Source organism: Streptomyces yongxingensis (genome assembly GCF_055597465.1).
On record NZ_CM145717.1, the window covers coordinates 10,657,445 to 10,672,835 of the forward strand.

At 70.7% G+C, this 15,391-nt stretch carries 12 protein-coding genes; 1 reads left to right on the top strand and 11 read right to left on the bottom strand.

Annotated features, from left to right (window positions below):
* Window positions 1-331: 331 nt before the first annotated feature.
* From ACZ6TD_RS45190 to ACZ6TD_RS45205, 4 genes are all read right to left on the bottom strand, one after another.
* Window positions 332-2,758 carry a beta-glucosidase H gene (locus tag ACZ6TD_RS45190; protein ID WP_471347677.1) on the bottom strand — a complete coding sequence of 809 codons (2,427 nt, stop codon included), beginning with the start codon at window positions 2,756-2,758 and terminating at the stop codon, window positions 332-334.
* A gap of 100 nt (window positions 2,759-2,858) precedes the next feature.
* On the bottom strand, window positions 2,859-3,671 hold the full coding sequence (locus ACZ6TD_RS45195) for a carbohydrate ABC transporter permease (protein WP_471347679.1): 813 nt from the start codon (window positions 3,669-3,671) through the stop codon (window positions 2,859-2,861).
* Window positions 3,671-4,651 carry a carbohydrate ABC transporter permease gene (locus ACZ6TD_RS45200; protein WP_471347681.1) on the bottom strand — a complete coding sequence of 327 codons (981 nt, stop codon included), beginning with the start codon at window positions 4,649-4,651 and terminating at the stop codon, window positions 3,671-3,673. The genes ACZ6TD_RS45195 and ACZ6TD_RS45200 overlap by 1 nt, the downstream gene beginning before the upstream one ends.
* A 2-nt stretch (window positions 4,652-4,653) precedes the next feature.
* On the bottom strand, window positions 4,654-5,982 hold the full coding sequence (locus ACZ6TD_RS45205; RefSeq protein ID WP_471347683.1) for an ABC transporter substrate-binding protein: 1,329 nt from the start codon (window positions 5,980-5,982) through the stop codon (window positions 4,654-4,656).
* Window positions 5,983-6,167: 185 nt separating this feature from the next.
* Between ACZ6TD_RS45205 and ACZ6TD_RS45210 the strand changes: the two genes are divergently transcribed.
* On the top strand, window positions 6,168-6,911 hold the full coding sequence (locus ACZ6TD_RS45210) for a GntR family transcriptional regulator (protein WP_471347685.1): 744 nt from the start codon (window positions 6,168-6,170) through the stop codon (window positions 6,909-6,911).
* Window positions 6,912-6,952: 41 nt separating this feature from the next.
* Here the strand turns inward: ACZ6TD_RS45210 and ACZ6TD_RS45215 are convergent, their stop codons facing one another.
* From ACZ6TD_RS45215 to ACZ6TD_RS45245, 7 genes are all read right to left on the bottom strand, one after another.
* Window positions 6,953-8,002: a BadF/BadG/BcrA/BcrD ATPase family protein gene (locus tag ACZ6TD_RS45215; RefSeq protein ID WP_471347688.1), complete on the bottom strand. Its 1,050-nt coding sequence runs from the start codon at window positions 8,000-8,002 to the stop codon at window positions 6,953-6,955.
* Window positions 7,999-9,300, bottom strand: a complete 1,302-nt coding sequence (locus tag ACZ6TD_RS45220; RefSeq protein WP_471347690.1) for a family 4 glycosyl hydrolase — start codon at window positions 9,298-9,300, stop codon at window positions 7,999-8,001. Before ACZ6TD_RS45220 ends, ACZ6TD_RS45215 begins: the two co-directional genes overlap by 4 nt.
* A 56-nt stretch (window positions 9,301-9,356) precedes the next feature.
* The gene (locus ACZ6TD_RS45225) at window positions 9,357-10,181 is read right to left on the bottom strand and encodes a 6-phosphogluconolactonase (protein ID WP_471347692.1); all 825 of its coding nucleotides are present in this window, start codon (window positions 10,179-10,181) and stop codon (window positions 9,357-9,359) included.
* A 204-nt stretch (window positions 10,182-10,385) separates the two neighbouring features.
* Complete coding sequence (locus tag ACZ6TD_RS45230) at window positions 10,386-11,837, bottom strand: carboxylesterase/lipase family protein (protein ID WP_471347694.1); 1,452 nt, start codon at window positions 11,835-11,837, stop codon at window positions 10,386-10,388.
* Window positions 11,834-12,871 (bottom strand): alpha/beta hydrolase, encoded by a 1,038-nt coding sequence (locus ACZ6TD_RS45235; RefSeq protein ID WP_471347696.1) that lies wholly within the window; start codon window positions 12,869-12,871, stop codon window positions 11,834-11,836. The genes ACZ6TD_RS45230 and ACZ6TD_RS45235 overlap by 4 nt, the downstream gene beginning before the upstream one ends.
* Window positions 12,872-12,896: 25 nt before the next feature.
* Window positions 12,897-14,186, bottom strand: coding sequence for an esterase/lipase family protein (locus ACZ6TD_RS45240; protein WP_471347698.1), 1,290 nt, complete (start codon window positions 14,184-14,186; stop codon window positions 12,897-12,899).
* Window positions 14,187-14,474: 288 nt separating this feature from the next.
* The gene (locus ACZ6TD_RS45245; RefSeq protein ID WP_471347700.1) at window positions 14,475-15,236 is read right to left on the bottom strand and encodes a DeoR/GlpR family DNA-binding transcription regulator; all 762 of its coding nucleotides are present in this window, start codon (window positions 15,234-15,236) and stop codon (window positions 14,475-14,477) included.
* Window positions 15,237-15,391 lie beyond the last annotated feature (155 nt).

Consider the following 15,391-nt stretch of genomic DNA (forward strand, 5'->3'; position numbering starts at 1 on the left):
GGTCGCACAAGCGGGGTGCCGACGGAAGGGCGCAGGTTCCACGGCTGTTCCCGCCGGCTGCAGCGGGCGGCGGTGCGCCACCGGCCGGTGCGGGGTGCGCGTGCGACGGTTCGTCGAGCCCGTCCCGACCACCACGCTGGTGGTGGCATGGCGGCCGCAGGCGGGGGACGCACCGGTGGACCGGTTCATCGAGCTGTGCCGGGGGGCATCTGGACCCGGGCCCCGCCGGTCGGTGACAGACGCGGTGCGGCGGCCCCCGCCGTCCTGTGCGGGTGCCCCGGCCCGGGGGTCAGGTCCCGGACCGGGGCACGTATGGGGGGGGTGTCCCGGGTCAGACGTCGATCGTCGTCGCCAGGCGGCGGTCCGCGATCGAGCGGCCCACCTCGATCTCGTACGAACCGTGCACCAGAGACCACGTGCCGGTCTTCTCGTCCCATATTTCGAAGGCGCGCCGCGGGAGGCCGATGGTGACCTCGACGCTCTCGCCGGGCCCGGCATCGACACCGGCGAAACCGGCCAGCCAGCGGGCGGGGCGCTCGGCGTCCGGCTCGCTGGGGGAGAGGTAGACCTGGACGACCTCGCGGCCCGCGCGCTCGCCGGAGTTGCGGAGACGGACGGTCGCCGTGGTGCCGTCGGATGTGACGGACTCGTAGGTCCAGTCGGTGTAGCCGAGCCCGTGTCCGAAGGCGTAGGCCGGGCTGCGGCCCTCCTTCTCCCAGGCGCGGTAGCCGATGAACACGCCCTCGGAGTAGGGGAGTTCGCCGCCCTCCGGGGCCACTTGGGTGACCGGGGCATCGTCGAGGGAGCCCCAGGTGGTGGGGAGCCGGCCGCCGGGTTCCCGGGCGCCGGTGAGCACCTCGGCGAGGGCCGCGCCGGCCTCCTGGCCGGGGAACCAGCTCAGCAGCACGGCGGCGACCTCCTCCCGCCACGGAAGCTCCACGGGGGAGCCGGAGTTGACGACCACGACGGTGCGGGGGTTGGCGGCGGCCACGGCGCGGACCAGGTCGTCCTGGCGGCCGGGGAGACGCAGATCGGTGCGGTCGAAGCCCTCCGACTCGACCCGCTCGGTGGTGGCGACGACGACCACGGCGGTGTCGGCGGCGCGGGCGGCCTCGACGGCCTCGGCGATCAGCTCATCGGGGTCGCGCCGCGGCCCCTGGTGGGCGAGGGCGAAGGTGATGTCCTTCATGAGGGCCTCGTCCTCGGACACCGTGACGTGGTGGACGAGGGAGACCTCGACGGGTTCGCCGGCGGTGAGTTCGGCCTCGGCGCGGACCACCGGGGCGTCGAAGATCCCCGCGAAGGGGTCGCCGTTGTCGAGGCGCTGGACGTCGTCGTAGTACGTCGTGCCGTCGATGCCGAGCCGGTATGCGCCGATGCCCTTGATCCCGAAGGTGTGCCGACCGGTCTCGCGCGGGGTGAAGCTGCCGGTGAGCTCGATGGTGTGGAGGCGCTGGATGGTGACGCCCTCGGGGAGGTCCACACCGGACCAGTGGATCTGCCCGTCGGGGACGCGGCAGGTGCCGATGACGGTGCCGTCGAGGTCCCGGCACACGGCGCTGAGCTCGAAGTCCCGGCGGGCGATGGCGAGTTCGGTACTGGGGTCGGCGCCGACGGCGTAGCCGAGGGTGCCCTCGGGGAGAGCGGCGGTGAGGCCGTCGAGCGGGGAGACGACCCGGGAGGGGAAGACGGTGGCGGAGCCGCCGCCGAGGACGCGGGCGTCGCGGGCGGCGGCGCCGATCAGCGCCACCGTTCCGGGCTTCAGCGGCAGGGCTTCGCGCTCGTTGCGGAGCAGGACGAAGGAGCGGCGGGCGATCTCCCGTGCCAGGTCCTCGCCGTCAATGCGGTCCGGCAGGTCGGTGACGACGGGGTCGGCGCCCTCCAGGATGCCGACGCGGGCGGCCAGCCGCAGCACATTGCGTACGGCGTCGTCGACCGTGGCCTCCTCGACCCGGCCGTCCAGCACCGCCTGGGCGAGGGCGTCGCCGTAGACCGTCGTCGGGCCGGGCATGGCCACGTCGAGGCCGCCCTCGATGGCGCCCTTCGTCGACCGGGCGGCCGTCCAGTCCGAGACGTTGAAGCCGTCGAAGCCCCACTCCGCGCGCAGGACCTCGTTCACCAGGTGGCGGTGCTCGGTCATGGTCGTGCCGTTGACCGCGTTGTAGGCGGTCATGACGCCCCAGGGGCGGGCGTTCCCGACGATGAACTCGAAGGGAGCCAGGTAGAGTTCGCGCAGGGCGCGTTCGGAGATCAGGTTGTTCACGGTGAAGCGGTCGGTCTCGGCGTCGTTGGCGACGAAGTGCTTGACCGTGGTGCCCACGCCACCGGACTGGACGCCGTTCACATAGCCGGCGCCGATGACACCGGTCAGGTACGGGTCCTCGCTGTACGCCTCGAAGTGACGGCCGCCGAGCGGGGAGCGGTGCAGGTTGACGGTGGGGGCGAGCAGGACGTGCACGCCCTTGCGGCGGGCCTCCTGGGCGAGCAGGGTGCCCGCGCGGTGGGCCAGGTCCCGGTCCCAGGTCGCGGCGAGCGCGGTCGGGGACGGCAGGGCGATCGACGGGTCGTCGGCGGTCCAGCGCACACCGCGCACACCGATCGGGCCGTCGGACATGACCAGGGACGTAAGACCGATCTCGGGGAGCGCGGGCAGGGACCACCTGTCCTGCCCGGCCAGGAGACGGGCCTTCGCGCTCAGATCGAGCCTGGCGAGGGCCGCCTCGACGACCGCCTCGCGGGCCCGCTCCGCCTGTGCCACGAGGGCACCTCCTCGTTGAAAGCCGTTCATCAAGCAACCATTCGCGGTAGAGAGGAGAATTCCTCTGCGTTTCATGTGTTTCATAAAACGGGCTGGTGTCTCAGCCCTTGACCGCTCCGGAGAGCATGCCGCGGATGAATTGCCGCTGGCAGAAGACGTACAGGCCCACGACCGGAACGGAGATCAGCACCGCCGCCGCGGCGAGCAGGTTGATGTGCACCAGATAGCGGCCGGAGAAGGCACCCAGGCCAAGCGTCATCGGCTGGTGAGCCGGATCGGAGACCAGGATCAGGGAGAGGAAGTAGTCGTTCCAGGTCCACATGAAGTTGAGCAGCACAAAGGTGACGACCGCGGGCCGGGCGATCGGCAGGTAGATCCGCCACAGCGCGCTCCAGGTGCCGGCGCCGTCCACCTGCGCCGACTCGCCGATGCTGAACGGCACCGTGCGGAAGGCCGCGCGCATCCAGAACGCGCCGAAGCTCACTCCCGTGCCCACATGGGCGAGGATGATGCCCTGGTAGGTGTCGGTCAGTCCCTGCCACTGGAAGTCGTAGTACAGCGGAACGACGATCGCCTCCAGGGGGATCATGATCCCGAAGAGCGTCAGCGGAAAGAGCAGCTTTTCCCCCACCACCCCCAGCACTCCGAAGGCGTAGCCGCTGAGGATGGCCAGCACGGTCGAGACGGCCACCGCCGTACCGGTGATGATCAGGCTGGACTTCAGATATTGAGTGAGGCCGGCCTGCTGCCAGGCTTCGGTGAAATTGGACCACCGCATATGGCCGAGGTCCAGTGTCCCGGAGATTTCGGGGCTCACCGCGACACCCAGGGTCCAGGCCACGGGGAAGAGCACCGCGGCGGCGAGCAGGGTCAGAAAGGCGTAGTTGAAAACCTTTTCCCGCGTGGAGATCATCAGTCGTCACTTTCGGAGAGCTTGACCACGGTCAGCGACACGATCAGCGCGACTACCGCCAGCACCACGCCGATGGCACAGGCCGCGCCGACGTCCGGATTGCTGAAGGCTCTCTTGTAGAGCACCACGCTGGGGGTGATGGTGGATGTTCCCGGGCCGCCCTTGGTGGTGAGCCAGACGATGTCGAACACCCTGATCGCGCCGAGCAGTGTGAGGGTCAGCGCCACGGCGAGCTGTCCGCGCAGGCCCGGCAGGGTCACCGTGAAGAACTCCCGTATCGGACCCGCCCCGTCCATGCGGGCGGCGTCGTAGAGCTCGTTCGGGATGTTCTGCGCTCCGGCGGCGAACAGCACCATGCACAGGCCGAACGCCCCCCAGGTTCCGGCCAGGCCGAGGGCGGGCAGCGCCCAGGTGAAGTCGCCCAGCCAGCCACGGGTCAGCCCGCCCAGGCCGAAGGCGGTGAGCACGGAGTTGAGGGGACCGTCCGGGGCGTAGATCTGCTTCCACACCACCGCGACGACGGCCGGGGTGAGCACCTGGGGAAGGAAGATGATCCAGCGGTAGGCCCCGGCACCGCGCATGTCCTTGCGTGCGGTGAGTGCCGCACTCGTCATTCCCAGGGTGACCGGCAGGAAGGAGAAGAAGACGATGAAGAACAGAGTGTGGCCGACCGCCTGACGCAGCGTCGGGTCGGAGAAGAAGCCGGTGTAGTTCTCCAGCCCCGCCCAGGTGGCTGCCGTGACGCCATCCCAGTGGTAGAAGGACAGCCGTACCCCCTGTCCGGCCGGCACCAGCACCACGCAAGCGTAGATCAGCAGCGCGGGGGCGAGGTACACCAGCCCCAGCCAGCGGCGGCGTCGGCGCGGGGACCACCGGGCGCGGCTCGGGCGCCGCGGGGGACGGACGGCTTCGGTGTCCGCGCCCGCGCCAGGGTGCGCGGCCACGGCCTCGGAGATGCGGCTTTCGTCGAGTGTGGCCATGGTTACCTCGCCAGGCCCTTCACAAAGGCGGTGGCATCGTCGTCGACGGCGCTGACCGCCGCCTTCGGTGTGGACTTTCCGGCCAGAGTGTTCTGCATGGCGGTGTTGAGGGTGTCGAACAGCGTCGGCGTGGTCCAGTCCAGATAGGGCACGGACCTGTCGTCCGTCGTGACCTGCCGGGCGATGGCCACGTCGTCGGCGAACAGCGGGTCCCCGGCGGGGGCCTTCACGTCCGGGTGCAGCAGTGGCATCGTCCCGTGCCGTACGGCGAGTTCGGCCGCCTGCTCACTGGCCGCGAACTGGAGGAAGGCCGCGGCCGCGTCGGCGTGCTTGGACTTCGAGGCGATGGAGAAGTTGGTCGCGGAGGAGGCCGTGGCTACCGGCTTGCCGCCGTCCGCACGGGGCAGAACGAACGAACCGAAGCCCTTGGACTGTCCTGGCTTGAACGGCAACGAGCCCGAGTAGTTGAAGTGGAACAGGCCCTTTCCATTGACGAAGGACTGGGCGGCACGGTCCGAGGGGGTCCCGGCGTAGTTCTTGACCAGGTAGCCCTTGTCGGACCACTGCTTGAAGGTGGAGACCGCCTGCGGGAGGCCGGTCTGGGCGACGTCCACCTTGCCGTGCGAGTAGACGAAGTCGGAGATCTTGTTCCGCGCGCCCAGGGCGTTCATCAGCGAGAAGAGCGGCTGGGTGATCCCGTTCCGGTCCGCGTTGCCCAGTGTGATGGGGGCGATGCCGCTCGCCTTGGCCTTGGCGAGAGTGGCCTGGAATTCTGCGTAGCTGTGCGGGACCTTGGCGCCGATCTTCTTGAGCAGGGCCCGGTTGTAGTAGACCTCGAGCAGTGAGGCGCGGGCGACCGGGGCGCCGAACAGCGAGCCGGTGCCCATCTGCTTGCCGTCGGGGGTGAACTCGTGCTCGCTCAGGATGGACCGCGGGAAAGCCTGCTTCCATCCGTAGGCTTTGGCGTAGTTGTCCAGGTTGAGCACCAGCCCGCCGCGAACGAGGGTTCCCAGCGACTGCCAGCCGTTGTTGGCCGGGACGATGTCCGGGGGGTTGGCGGACTTCAGCTTGAGCGGCAGGGCGGCCATCACATCGCCCCAGGGCAGCGAGCTCCGCTGGATGGTGATGTTGGGGTACTTCTTCTCGAATGCCTTGACGACGTCCTTCATCCAGGCGTTGTCAGGATCGCCGGTGAAGTAGTCCAGTACGTGCAACGTGACCTTGCCCATCGCGGCCGGATCGGTGGCGACCGCGCCTGGTCTGGCGGAGTTGTTCGCACCGCTTCCATTGGTGCCCGGCATACAGCCGGCGAGCAGGCCGACTGCCGCCAATGGCGCCAGTACGCCGGCGATCCGTCGAGTTCTGCGGTGCGAGACCACGGTGTCTCCTGTCCTCGATGGGATGTCCCGAAAGCCCGGATGCGGGCGAGCCTAAAACGCAGCAGACCACTTAGTCCAGATGCGGGAACCTGGTTTGTTTGTTCCGCTCGGCAGACCAGTCTTGGTAACGTAAGGGCATGACGAGCGTGGAGGACACCAAGGCGGGGGCCGCCGTCGCGCAGACCTACCGCCGACTCAGCGAGGCGTTGCGCCGCGGGGTCTATGCAGCGGGAAGCCGGTTGCCGGGGGAGCGGGACCTCGCCGCGGACCTCGGAGTCAGCCGCTCCACCCTGCGCCTGGCGCTGGGCCGGCTCGCCGAGGAGAACAAGCTGGAACGCTCCTCGCAGCGCGGCTGGTTCGTCCGCCGTAACGTCGTCGGCGAACCGCCGAGCACCCTGCAGAGCTTCTCCGAGATGGCGCGCGCCCGCGGGCTGCGCCCGCAGTCCGAGGTGCTGCGCCGACGTACCCGCCCGGCCACCTTCGAAGAGGCCGAGCAACTCTCCGTCGCCCCCGCCTCCCAGGTCCTCGAACTGCGTCGGCTGCGCCGTATGGACGGTGTGCCGGTGTGCGTGGACTCCAGCGTGGTGGTCCTCGCTCTCGCACCCCGATTGGCCGAGATCGACCTCACCGACCGTTCCCTGTACGAGACCCTGGAGCAGGACTGCGGGCTGCGGATCGCCCGCAGCTCCTACACGGTCCACGCGGCGGCGGCCGACCAGGCCACCGCCGAACTGCTGGACATCGAGCCGGGCGACCCGGTGCTGATCGGCGAGGAGCTGACCTACACCGACGACGGCTCGCTGGTGCTGACCGGCCGGATGGTCTACCGCAGCGATGCCTACCGCTTCCAGGCCGACCTGTTCCGCCCGGTGCGCCCCTGACGCTGACGCCGCGCCGGCGACGAACGCCGGGGCGCCGCGTCTCACGTGGCCAGGAATTCCCGGGGCGGCAGGCTCCCCGTCACCTTCTCCAGCACGGCGTCGGCCACCACCGGGTCCGCCAACGCCACCCCGCCGTCGGCCAGGGCGTCCAGCAGCGCGCCGGCCACCGGTGGCAGGGAGCCGCGGTGCAGCACCGCTCCGGGTACGTGCGCGGGCAGCTCCGCGAACAGCGCGTCGGCGACGGGAGAGCCCTCCGCCATCAGCACCGAGCCCGACAGGACGACGCTCACCGGCCCTCCCGCCCGCGCCAGCCCGGTCCGCCGTGCGGCCACCCCGGCGTACTGGGCCAGATGGCGTCCTTGGGCGCGGACGATCTCCACGGCCGCCGGATCACCCGCCGCGGCCACCGCCGCGACCGCCCGCGCACAGCTGTTCCGCTCGCGGCCCGAGGCGCGTCCCTCACGGCGCGTCAGCCAGTGGTTCAGCGCCGTCACGGTGGACTTGCCGTAGTGCGTGAGCAGGGCCTCGGTCAGGGCGGTCGGCCGGCCGAGCCCCAACTCGGCCAGGAACACCGCCCGGAACGCCTCGTTCGCCAGACCGGTGGCGCCCATTCCGTACTGGCCCCACCAGCCCATGTCCCACAGCTCACCGCCGGGGCCGCGGGCGGCGATCGCCCCCGACGTCCCGCCGGTCACCGAGATGCCGATGCCGCGGGCATCGCCGCACCGGATGGCGGCATAGCCGTCGTTGAGGATGCTGCGCCCGTTCAGCGCGCCGGGACAATGGCGCGTCAGGGCCGTGTCCCAGTAGCCCTGGTCCTCGGGCCAGTCGACCCCGGCCAGCCGGAAGGCCGCGCTCCCGACGTCCCGGATCTCCGCCCCGGCCTGGGCCAGGGCAGCCCGCACCGCCGCCAGCACCTCGGACACGGCGAGCTCGGGGGTCGGTGCCCCGTAGATGTCGCCACAGCCCGAACGCCCGGCGCCCACCACCTCGCCGGAGGCGGTGGACACCAGGGCCGCGGTCTTGCTGTTGCCCGCGTCCACGCCCAGGTAGAGCGCGGACGCGGGACGTGCCGCCTGAGCCCGTGTCACGGCAGCAGACGCTCCGGCAGCCAGGCCCGCTGCGCCGTGGCCAGCTCGGCGTACAGCGCCTCGGCCACCGGCAGCGAGGGCACCAGCGGATTGGCCATCAGGGCTCGGACGGCGTCCGCGGCGGTGCCCTCCCAGGCCGCCTTGGCGGTGAGGATCTGGTACTCGGCCAACTGCTGGACGATGCCACGCACCGAGTGCGGCAGCGGCTTCTGCTCCTCGGGGTGGAAGCCCGTGCCATCCACCGTGCCCCACAGCTCCACGACGGTCGACTCCTCGAATCCGGGCAGCCAGCCGCCGGTGTTGGTGATGTTGAAGGGGAGACGCGCCGGGGCGTCGTTGTAGAACGCGCTGATCGCCTCGATGGCCAGCTCCAGCTCGTGGATCCCGCCGCGCGAGCGGTCCTTCTCGAGCTGCGGGGCGTCGGAGGCGGCCTGCTCCCGGTAGTGCTCCCAGTAGTCGGGCAGCGAGTCCAGGATGACCTCGGAACGGGTCTTGGCGGCCAACTGCCGCTCGCGCAGGATCTCGTCCTTGAAGTAGTAGTAGTTGAAGTAGTCGGACGGTATGGACTCCATCGCCACCGCCAGGTGCAGCGCACGCATGCCGTTGCGGTCCTCGGTGGGCTTGTCCTTCAGCGCCTCGTAGCGCTCGCGCAGGATCGGGAAGGCATCCTGCCCGTCGTAGGTCGCCTCGTTCGACCAGCAGTTGTGGTTGACGCCGACGAGGTTGGCCTTGAGCTTGTCCGGGTCGAGTCCGGCGGCCTTGGCGACGACCGGCGGGAAGACGATCGGGCCCTCGCAGAAGGAGACGATCGGGATGTCGGTGTAGTCGGAGACCGCCTGGGAGACGATGTTGACCGGGTTGGTGTAGTTGAAGATCCGGGCGCGGGGGGCGACGTCGGCCAGGTTGGCGCAGACCTCCTTGATGATGTTGATCGAGCGCAACGCCATCATCGTGCCGCCCGGCCCCTGCGTCTCCTGGCCGATGACCCCGTACTTGAGCGGGATCCGCTCGTCGAGCGCACGGGCCTCGAAGCCGCCGGGACGGTAGCTGCTGAGCACGGCGTCGACGTCGCGCAGGCCCGCACGCTGGTCGGTCGCGGTGCTGATGGTGATGTCGAGGCCCGCGTTGCGGGCCATTTTCTCGGTGAGCGTCCGGACCACATCGAGCCGGTCCTGATCGAGGTCGATCAGCACGAACTCGGAGCCGTCGAACTCCTTGCCGTGGTGCATGAAGGAGGCCATGGTCCCCGCTGCACGCGAGGACCCACCACCGAGGTAGGCAATCTTGACGCGAGCCATCGATCCTCCAGGATCTCTTGGTGATTCAGCTTGGGATTCGGATGTGAGCTGCGGCTTCAGAGCGAGGTGAGTGCCGCTGAGGCGGCCACTGCCGCCTGGTCGAGGTAGAGCCGCGGGTGCGCGCAGTCGGCGAAGACGGTGGCCGGCCAGTCGGCCTCGTACCCTTCCGCCCGGGCGAGCCGCGCCGCCGCCTTGCCCTTGTCGCTGCCGTGGGCCACCATCACCACCCGCCTGGACTGGGTGCGGATGGTGCCGATGCCGACCGTGACTCCGTAGCGGGGAACGTCGTCCAGCCCGCCGAACGTCGGGAAGGTCGCCAGGTTGTCGGTCCTGGTCTGTTCGCCCAGCTGGACCACCCTGGTCCGTGAGTCCGCCGGGCTGCCCGCCGGGTTGAAAGCGATGTGCCCATCGCCCGCCCCGGAAGCCAGCAGGAACAGATCGATCCCGCCGAGCTCCGCGATCCGCAGGTCATAGGCTTCGGGATCGGCTGGATCCGGCCCCCACAGCCGCTCCGGCGCGATCCCCCGTCCCGGCCCCGCCGCGGCGTTCATGCGTCCCACGACCTCCTCTCGCCCGAAGCGAAGGCAGCTGTGCGGCAGCCCGGAGTCGATCGCGCGGTACTCCCAGCCGTGCGACCCCAGCGGTGTGGCCTCGACGTACTCGTCCATCATCACGATGACGACGTGCCCCAGGTCCAGCCGCCGCGCGGCCACCTCGTCCGCCAGTGCCCGGTAGGTGCTGGCGGCGGTGCGCCCGCCCGGACACCCGAGCACATACGGCCGCCCGGCTCGCGCGGCATCCTCGATTTCCACGGCGATCTCCGCGGCCAGCTTGCGCCCCAGGGCCTCTGGGTCCGGGAAGACGATCGGCGACACCCGCACAGGAGGAACTCCCTCTCGGTCAACTCTTTCGCAGACCAGTTACGCCACAGACCATACTGTGGTCTGACTGGTATAGGCAATGCTCAAAAGGTGACGGCCTGCGGAGTGGTGCGGCGGGAGTCCAACGCGGTCCCCGTTCATGACCAGGCCGTCTACGACAAGCTCGCCACCCGGGACGGCACCGGTGATCTGTGACGACGGCCCCTAGCGCACGCCTTTCCAGAGCCGGCGTTCCTCTCTCCGCGGGTCGTCCAGCAGAGCGGAGTCGGTGGCGAAGACCTTTGTGGTGCGGGTGGTGGTGTCGTACGCGGGCCAGCCGGGGTCGCCGGTCTTCGCGAAGGAGACCCACGCTCCGTGCATCGCGTCCGCGAGGGCCTGGGGAGGGCGGTCGCCGAGGATCGGGCCGTAGGACGGGTCCTGGAGGCGGTCGAAGACGAAGGCCAGTTCCAGCGTGTGGCATGCGCCGAGGCGGGCGCGGAAGCGCGGGGAGCGCCAGGCGAACTCGTACAGGTACGAGCCCGGGACGGACTCGGCCAGGCGGATGGCGGGGATCCGGTAGAACCAGTCCGTCGCCACCGCGGCCAGGAGCTCACCCGGGGTGGCACCGGGGCGGGTGGCGCGGTAGCGGGGGAGTGCCTGGTCCGGGTTCAGGCCGTAGGCGGCCGTCCCGGCACGCAGCGCCGATGTGGAGACGGTTTCCAGGCGCTCCGTGGGAACCAGGAAGAAGCGGTACTCCTCGCTATTGCTGCCGATCAGGAGGTCGACGCCGCAGTCGGGGCCGGGAAGGGCGAGATCGGCCGCCACCGGTTCGAACGGCATGATGTTGAGCACCGCCTCGCCCCACAGTGCCGGGTCCGGGCGCGCGCCCATCTCGGCGCGGAGTTCCGCCTGCGCGGGGAGGAGGTCGGTGAGGGGGACCGCGGCGAAGGCGTCCGGGGCCGGTTCGATGCCGAGTCTCGCGGCCAGACGGGAGGCGATCCGGGCCGCCGAGGCGGGACGCAGGAAGTGGTGACACGCGCCGCTCTGCAGGATCGCGCGGTGGAACAGGCCGCGTGCCCTGCCGGTGGACAGCAGGACGCCGATGCTCATCGCCCCCGCCGATTCGCCGAAGACGGTCACCTGCTCGGGGTCGCCCCCGAAGGCGGCGATGTGGGCGCGGATCCAGTTCAGGGCTGCCACCTGGTCCAGGAGGCCGCGGTTGTCGGGGACGCCGGGCAGGTGCAGGAAACCGTCCGCACCCAGGCGGTAGTTGAGGGTGACGCACACGACCCCGTCGCGGGCGAAGGCACCGCCGTCGTACGCCGACGCCGACCCCGCGCCGTTGGAGAAGGCTCCTCCGTGCAGCCACACCATCACCGGCAGACCCGCCCCCGGCTCCGGCGCGGGGGTCCAGATATTGAGGTTCAGACAGTCCTCACCGGGGATGACGTCGTCCGGCACGAGGGCGTCGAAGGGCGGTGCGTAGGGCGCGTGCGGCGCGGTGGGACCATAGGCCGTGGCATCGCGCACTCCGGTCCACGGCTCGGGCGGAGCCGGTGCGCGGAAGCGGCGGGGGCCGAAGGGCGGGGCGGCGTAGGGAACGCCCAGGAAGGACGCCACACCGTCCGGGGAGACACTGCCGCGGACGGCACCCAGGGCGGTGACGCACACCGTCATGCCGACAGGACCTCCAGCAGCGCCGCGCCGAACTCCTCGGGGCGCGCCAGATGCACCGCGTGCCCGGCCCCTGACACGGCCACTTCGCGCACCGTACCGCCCCCGGCCGCGTAACGGTTCAGCACGTGGCGGGTCTGCGCCACCATCGGCTGGGCGGGTGTCCCGTCCCAGCCCGGCACCGCGCCGATCGCGCCCAGGTGCGCCAGGTCGAACAGCGAGGTGTCCGAGACGATGACGTCGTCCTCGCCGCGGATCCACAGGATCGGCGGCTTGGGATCGACCAGATGCAGCCCGTCGAGGCGCATGTGGAGCGGGGACATGCAGTTGAGGACTCCCCGGGTGCCGGGGGCGACGCCCGGCCAGACGGGGGAGGCCACGCTGTCGCCCGGGTAGTGGTCGTCGCCGGTCCGCGTGGTGAGCATGGCCTCGACGTACGCGTCCTCGTGCCCGGAACGCCACGGCGGCTTGAGGTAGTAGTTCGCCAGGACGGCGCGGGGCGAGAGCGGGGAGCCCTCGTGGCGGTCGCCCTCGGCGAGCCGCGCGACCAGCTCCGGGTTGGCCGTGCCGCCGCCCGAGCCGGCCCCGTCCGGGGAGTTGAGGGCGCCGTCCACCCCGTGCGTACCGCCGAAGCCGTACGGGGAGACCGGGTTGACCAGGGTCAGGGAGCGCACCTCGGCCGGGTGGTCGCAGAGGTACTGCAGAGCCACACCCCCGCCCATGGACCAGCCCACCAGATGCGCCCGGTCGATCCCGAGGGCCGCCAGCAGCGCCGCGAGATCGTCGGCGTGGTCGCGCAGACCGCGCGTGGCGTCGATGGGCAGCGGGTCGGTGCCGCCGAAGCCGCGGAGGTCCGGTGCGATGGGGCGGTAGCGGTCCGGCAGCAGGGGCAGGGTGGTGTGCCAGAAGGCGGCGGAGGAGACGTTGCCGTGGATGAAGACGACCGGCTCCCCCTCGTCCCGGACCTCCGCGAGCTGGACGGTGAGCCGCTCGGTGGGCACCCGCCGGGTGCGGACGCCGTTCGTACTCGTGGTCATGTGTGTGGTCCTTCGCGGGAGCGCGCTAGGCGAGCCAGGCGGCGACCTGGGCGGCGGCGGAGGTGTTCCAGCCCAGTTCGAGGTGGTTGGCGCCGGCGATGGTGGCCGTGCCACCGACCGTGGGGATGCCGGTGGTGTCGAGTGCGCTGGCGATGAAGACGACACCGTCGCTGGGGGCGCGGTTCTCGTTGAAGATGCCGAGGACGTCGGGGGATCCGCCGGCCAGCAGATAGGTGGTGACGGCGGCGGGTACTCCGGCGGTGTGCAGCGGCTCGATCAGTGAGCCGGCGTCGATGGCGGCCTGGATGCCGCTGCCCGCCGTGTACAGGCCCTGGCCGCCGTAGTACGTCGTGTACCAGTCCTGCGCGGCGCCGTCGACTCCGTAGACCCCGTCCCAGCGGGCCAGCATCTGGCGCTGGCCGGGGTAGTCGTCGTACCCGCCGGAGGGGGTCATGGAGAACTCGGGGTGCGCCGTGTACGTTCCGTAGCAGGTCATGTGCGAGTGCGGGGAGGGTGCGTTGACCTTGCCCCCGCATTCGGGCCAGATGGAGAAGTCGTGCGCCCAGCCGTGGGCGTACGGGTAGTCGTAGCCGCCGTTCGGGCCGCCGAGGGTGATGAGCTTGCGCACGTCGCCGGCGTAGGCCCGTCCCCAGCTCGGCTTCACGGACGACACATAGGCGCGGGCCGACATCTCGCCCTTGCTCCAGCCGACCAGGTCGACCTTGCCGACGCCCAGCTTCGCCTTGATGACGGCGATCGCGTCGCCGACGATCTGCGCCTGCATCAGGTTGTCGCCCTGCTTGTGCGCGAAGCCCACGGCGAAGACCCGGTGGCCGCGCGCGGACAGGTACTGCATCAGTCCGGTGGACGGGCAGGAGACGGCGCCGCAGCCGTAGCCGCCCGCCTCGCCAGGATTGGCCCAGGCACGGTCCGCGGTGTCGTTCGCGCCGTGGACGAGGAGCACGGGCGTGGCGCGGGTGCCGGTGTCCCAGCCGGGGGCCGAGTAGAGCAGGAAGCGGCCGGAGTACGGGCGGGAGACGCCGCCGAAGTACGTCACGCGCCGCCCGTCCTGGTCGCCGCGGCCGTCCGGCGGGTAGCCCTCGGTGCGGAATCCGGCGGTGGCGTCGAGATAACGCTCCACGCGCTCCCATCCGCCGGTGACCGCACCGGCGCCGTAGCTCGCCTCCTGGGTCAGATAGGAGGGCGGCTCCGCGGCGGACGCGGTGCCGCCGGCGGCCGGCAGCCCGGCCACCACCGCCATCAGGAGGGCGAGTAACAGCCGCCACCGGCCTGCCCGGTTTCGTCGGCACTCCATGTTCCGACCCCCTTGTCCAAGACTGCCCAAGGCTTTCACCACACTGCCCCGCTCGGCGCACACGTTAGGCAAGGGCATCCGGGAAAGGCATGTGTGGGAGCTCCATAAGGAAGACGGCCCGTGTGGGGACAGCGGCTGCCGCTCGCCTCGACCGCTCCGTCCGGGGGTGACTCCGGTCGAAAATCACCGTGACCGAGACCGAACCGCTTGCCGACCCTGTGGCCGCCTGTTACGCGCGGGCCCGTATCTGCCCTGAGCACACGTGCGGGGCCCGCGGCGAGAGGGGCTTCAAGCCACGATGACACTGCCTCCGGCCCGGCTCAGGGCGGTGCGCAGTTCGGCCGGGCACGGCTTGTCGGTGATGAGGGTGTCGAAGCCGTTCAGTTCGCACACGCGATGCGCGGCCATGCGGCCGACCTTGCTCGAATCGGCCAGTACGTAGCGGTGGGAGGCGTTGTCGAGCATCGCGCGCTTGGTGGCGACCTCGTCGAGGTGGAAGTCGGTCAGGCCGTATGGGGCGATGCCGCCGGAACCCAGGAAGACGGCGTCGGCCCGCAGGTTGCCGAAGAACTCGACGGTCTGTGCGTTGGAGCAGGCCAGGTCGCCGGGGCGGAGCCGACCGCCGCTGACCAGGACCTCCACTCGAGGGCGCGTGCTGACTTCCGTGGCCACGAGCAGGGAGGGGGTGGCGATGACGCCGACGTGATCGGCGGGCAGGGCGCGGGCCACCTCCAGAGCCGTGGTGCCGACGTCGATGACGACGGTCTGGTTCGGCTCGATGAGCGCCGCCGCGGCTCGTCCGATCGCTTCCTTCTCCGCGGCCAGCGTGCCGCTGCGCTCGTTGAAGGATGCCTCCTCCCCGACCGGCGCCTGGCGGCTGGTGGCGCCGCCGTGCACCCGGGAGAGCTCGCCGCGGCGTTCGAGCAGTGCGAGATCCCGGCGGATCGTTTCATGGGAGACGCCGAGCAAGGTGGTGAGGTGATCGGTGGTGATGAAGTTGAGCCGGGCGATCTCGGCGACGATTCTGCGATGGCGCTCGGCAGCGAGCACGGCTCACCCCTTGATGGTGACTGCTTCTGTGGACCTGTGACTGAATCCTACCGTTGCCACGTGGCCCCTCCCGGTCGGGTCACGGCCCTCGTACGCGCCTTGGCGGTGCGTGTGATGGGCGGCGATCGGCCGACTGTCCTGGGGTTTGCGGGCAG

What these genes read in the sequence shown, in the direction of transcription:
- ACZ6TD_RS45195 (WP_471347679.1), bottom strand. Translation starts at nt 3,671, where the DNA reads ATGATCTCCACGCGGGAAAAGGTTTTCAACTACGCCTTTCTGACCCTG.
- ACZ6TD_RS45200 (WP_471347681.1), bottom strand. Translation starts at nt 4,651, where the DNA reads ATGGCCACACTCGACGAAAGCCGCATCTCCGAGGCCGTGGCCGCGCAC.
- ACZ6TD_RS45210 (WP_471347685.1), top strand. Translation starts at nt 6,168, where the DNA reads ATGACGAGCGTGGAGGACACCAAGGCGGGGGCCGCCGTCGCGCAGACC.
- ACZ6TD_RS45220 (WP_471347690.1), bottom strand. Translation starts at nt 9,300, where the DNA reads ATGGCTCGCGTCAAGATTGCCTACCTCGGTGGTGGGTCCTCGCGTGCA.
- ACZ6TD_RS45230 (WP_471347694.1), bottom strand. Translation starts at nt 11,837, where the DNA reads ATGACGGTGTGCGTCACCGCCCTGGGTGCCGTCCGCGGCAGTGTCTCC.
- ACZ6TD_RS45235 (WP_471347696.1), bottom strand. Translation starts at nt 12,871, where the DNA reads ATGACCACGAGTACGAACGGCGTCCGCACCCGGCGGGTGCCCACCGAG.
- ACZ6TD_RS45240 (WP_471347698.1), bottom strand. Translation starts at nt 14,186, where the DNA reads ATGGAGTGCCGACGAAACCGGGCAGGCCGGTGGCGGCTGTTACTCGCC.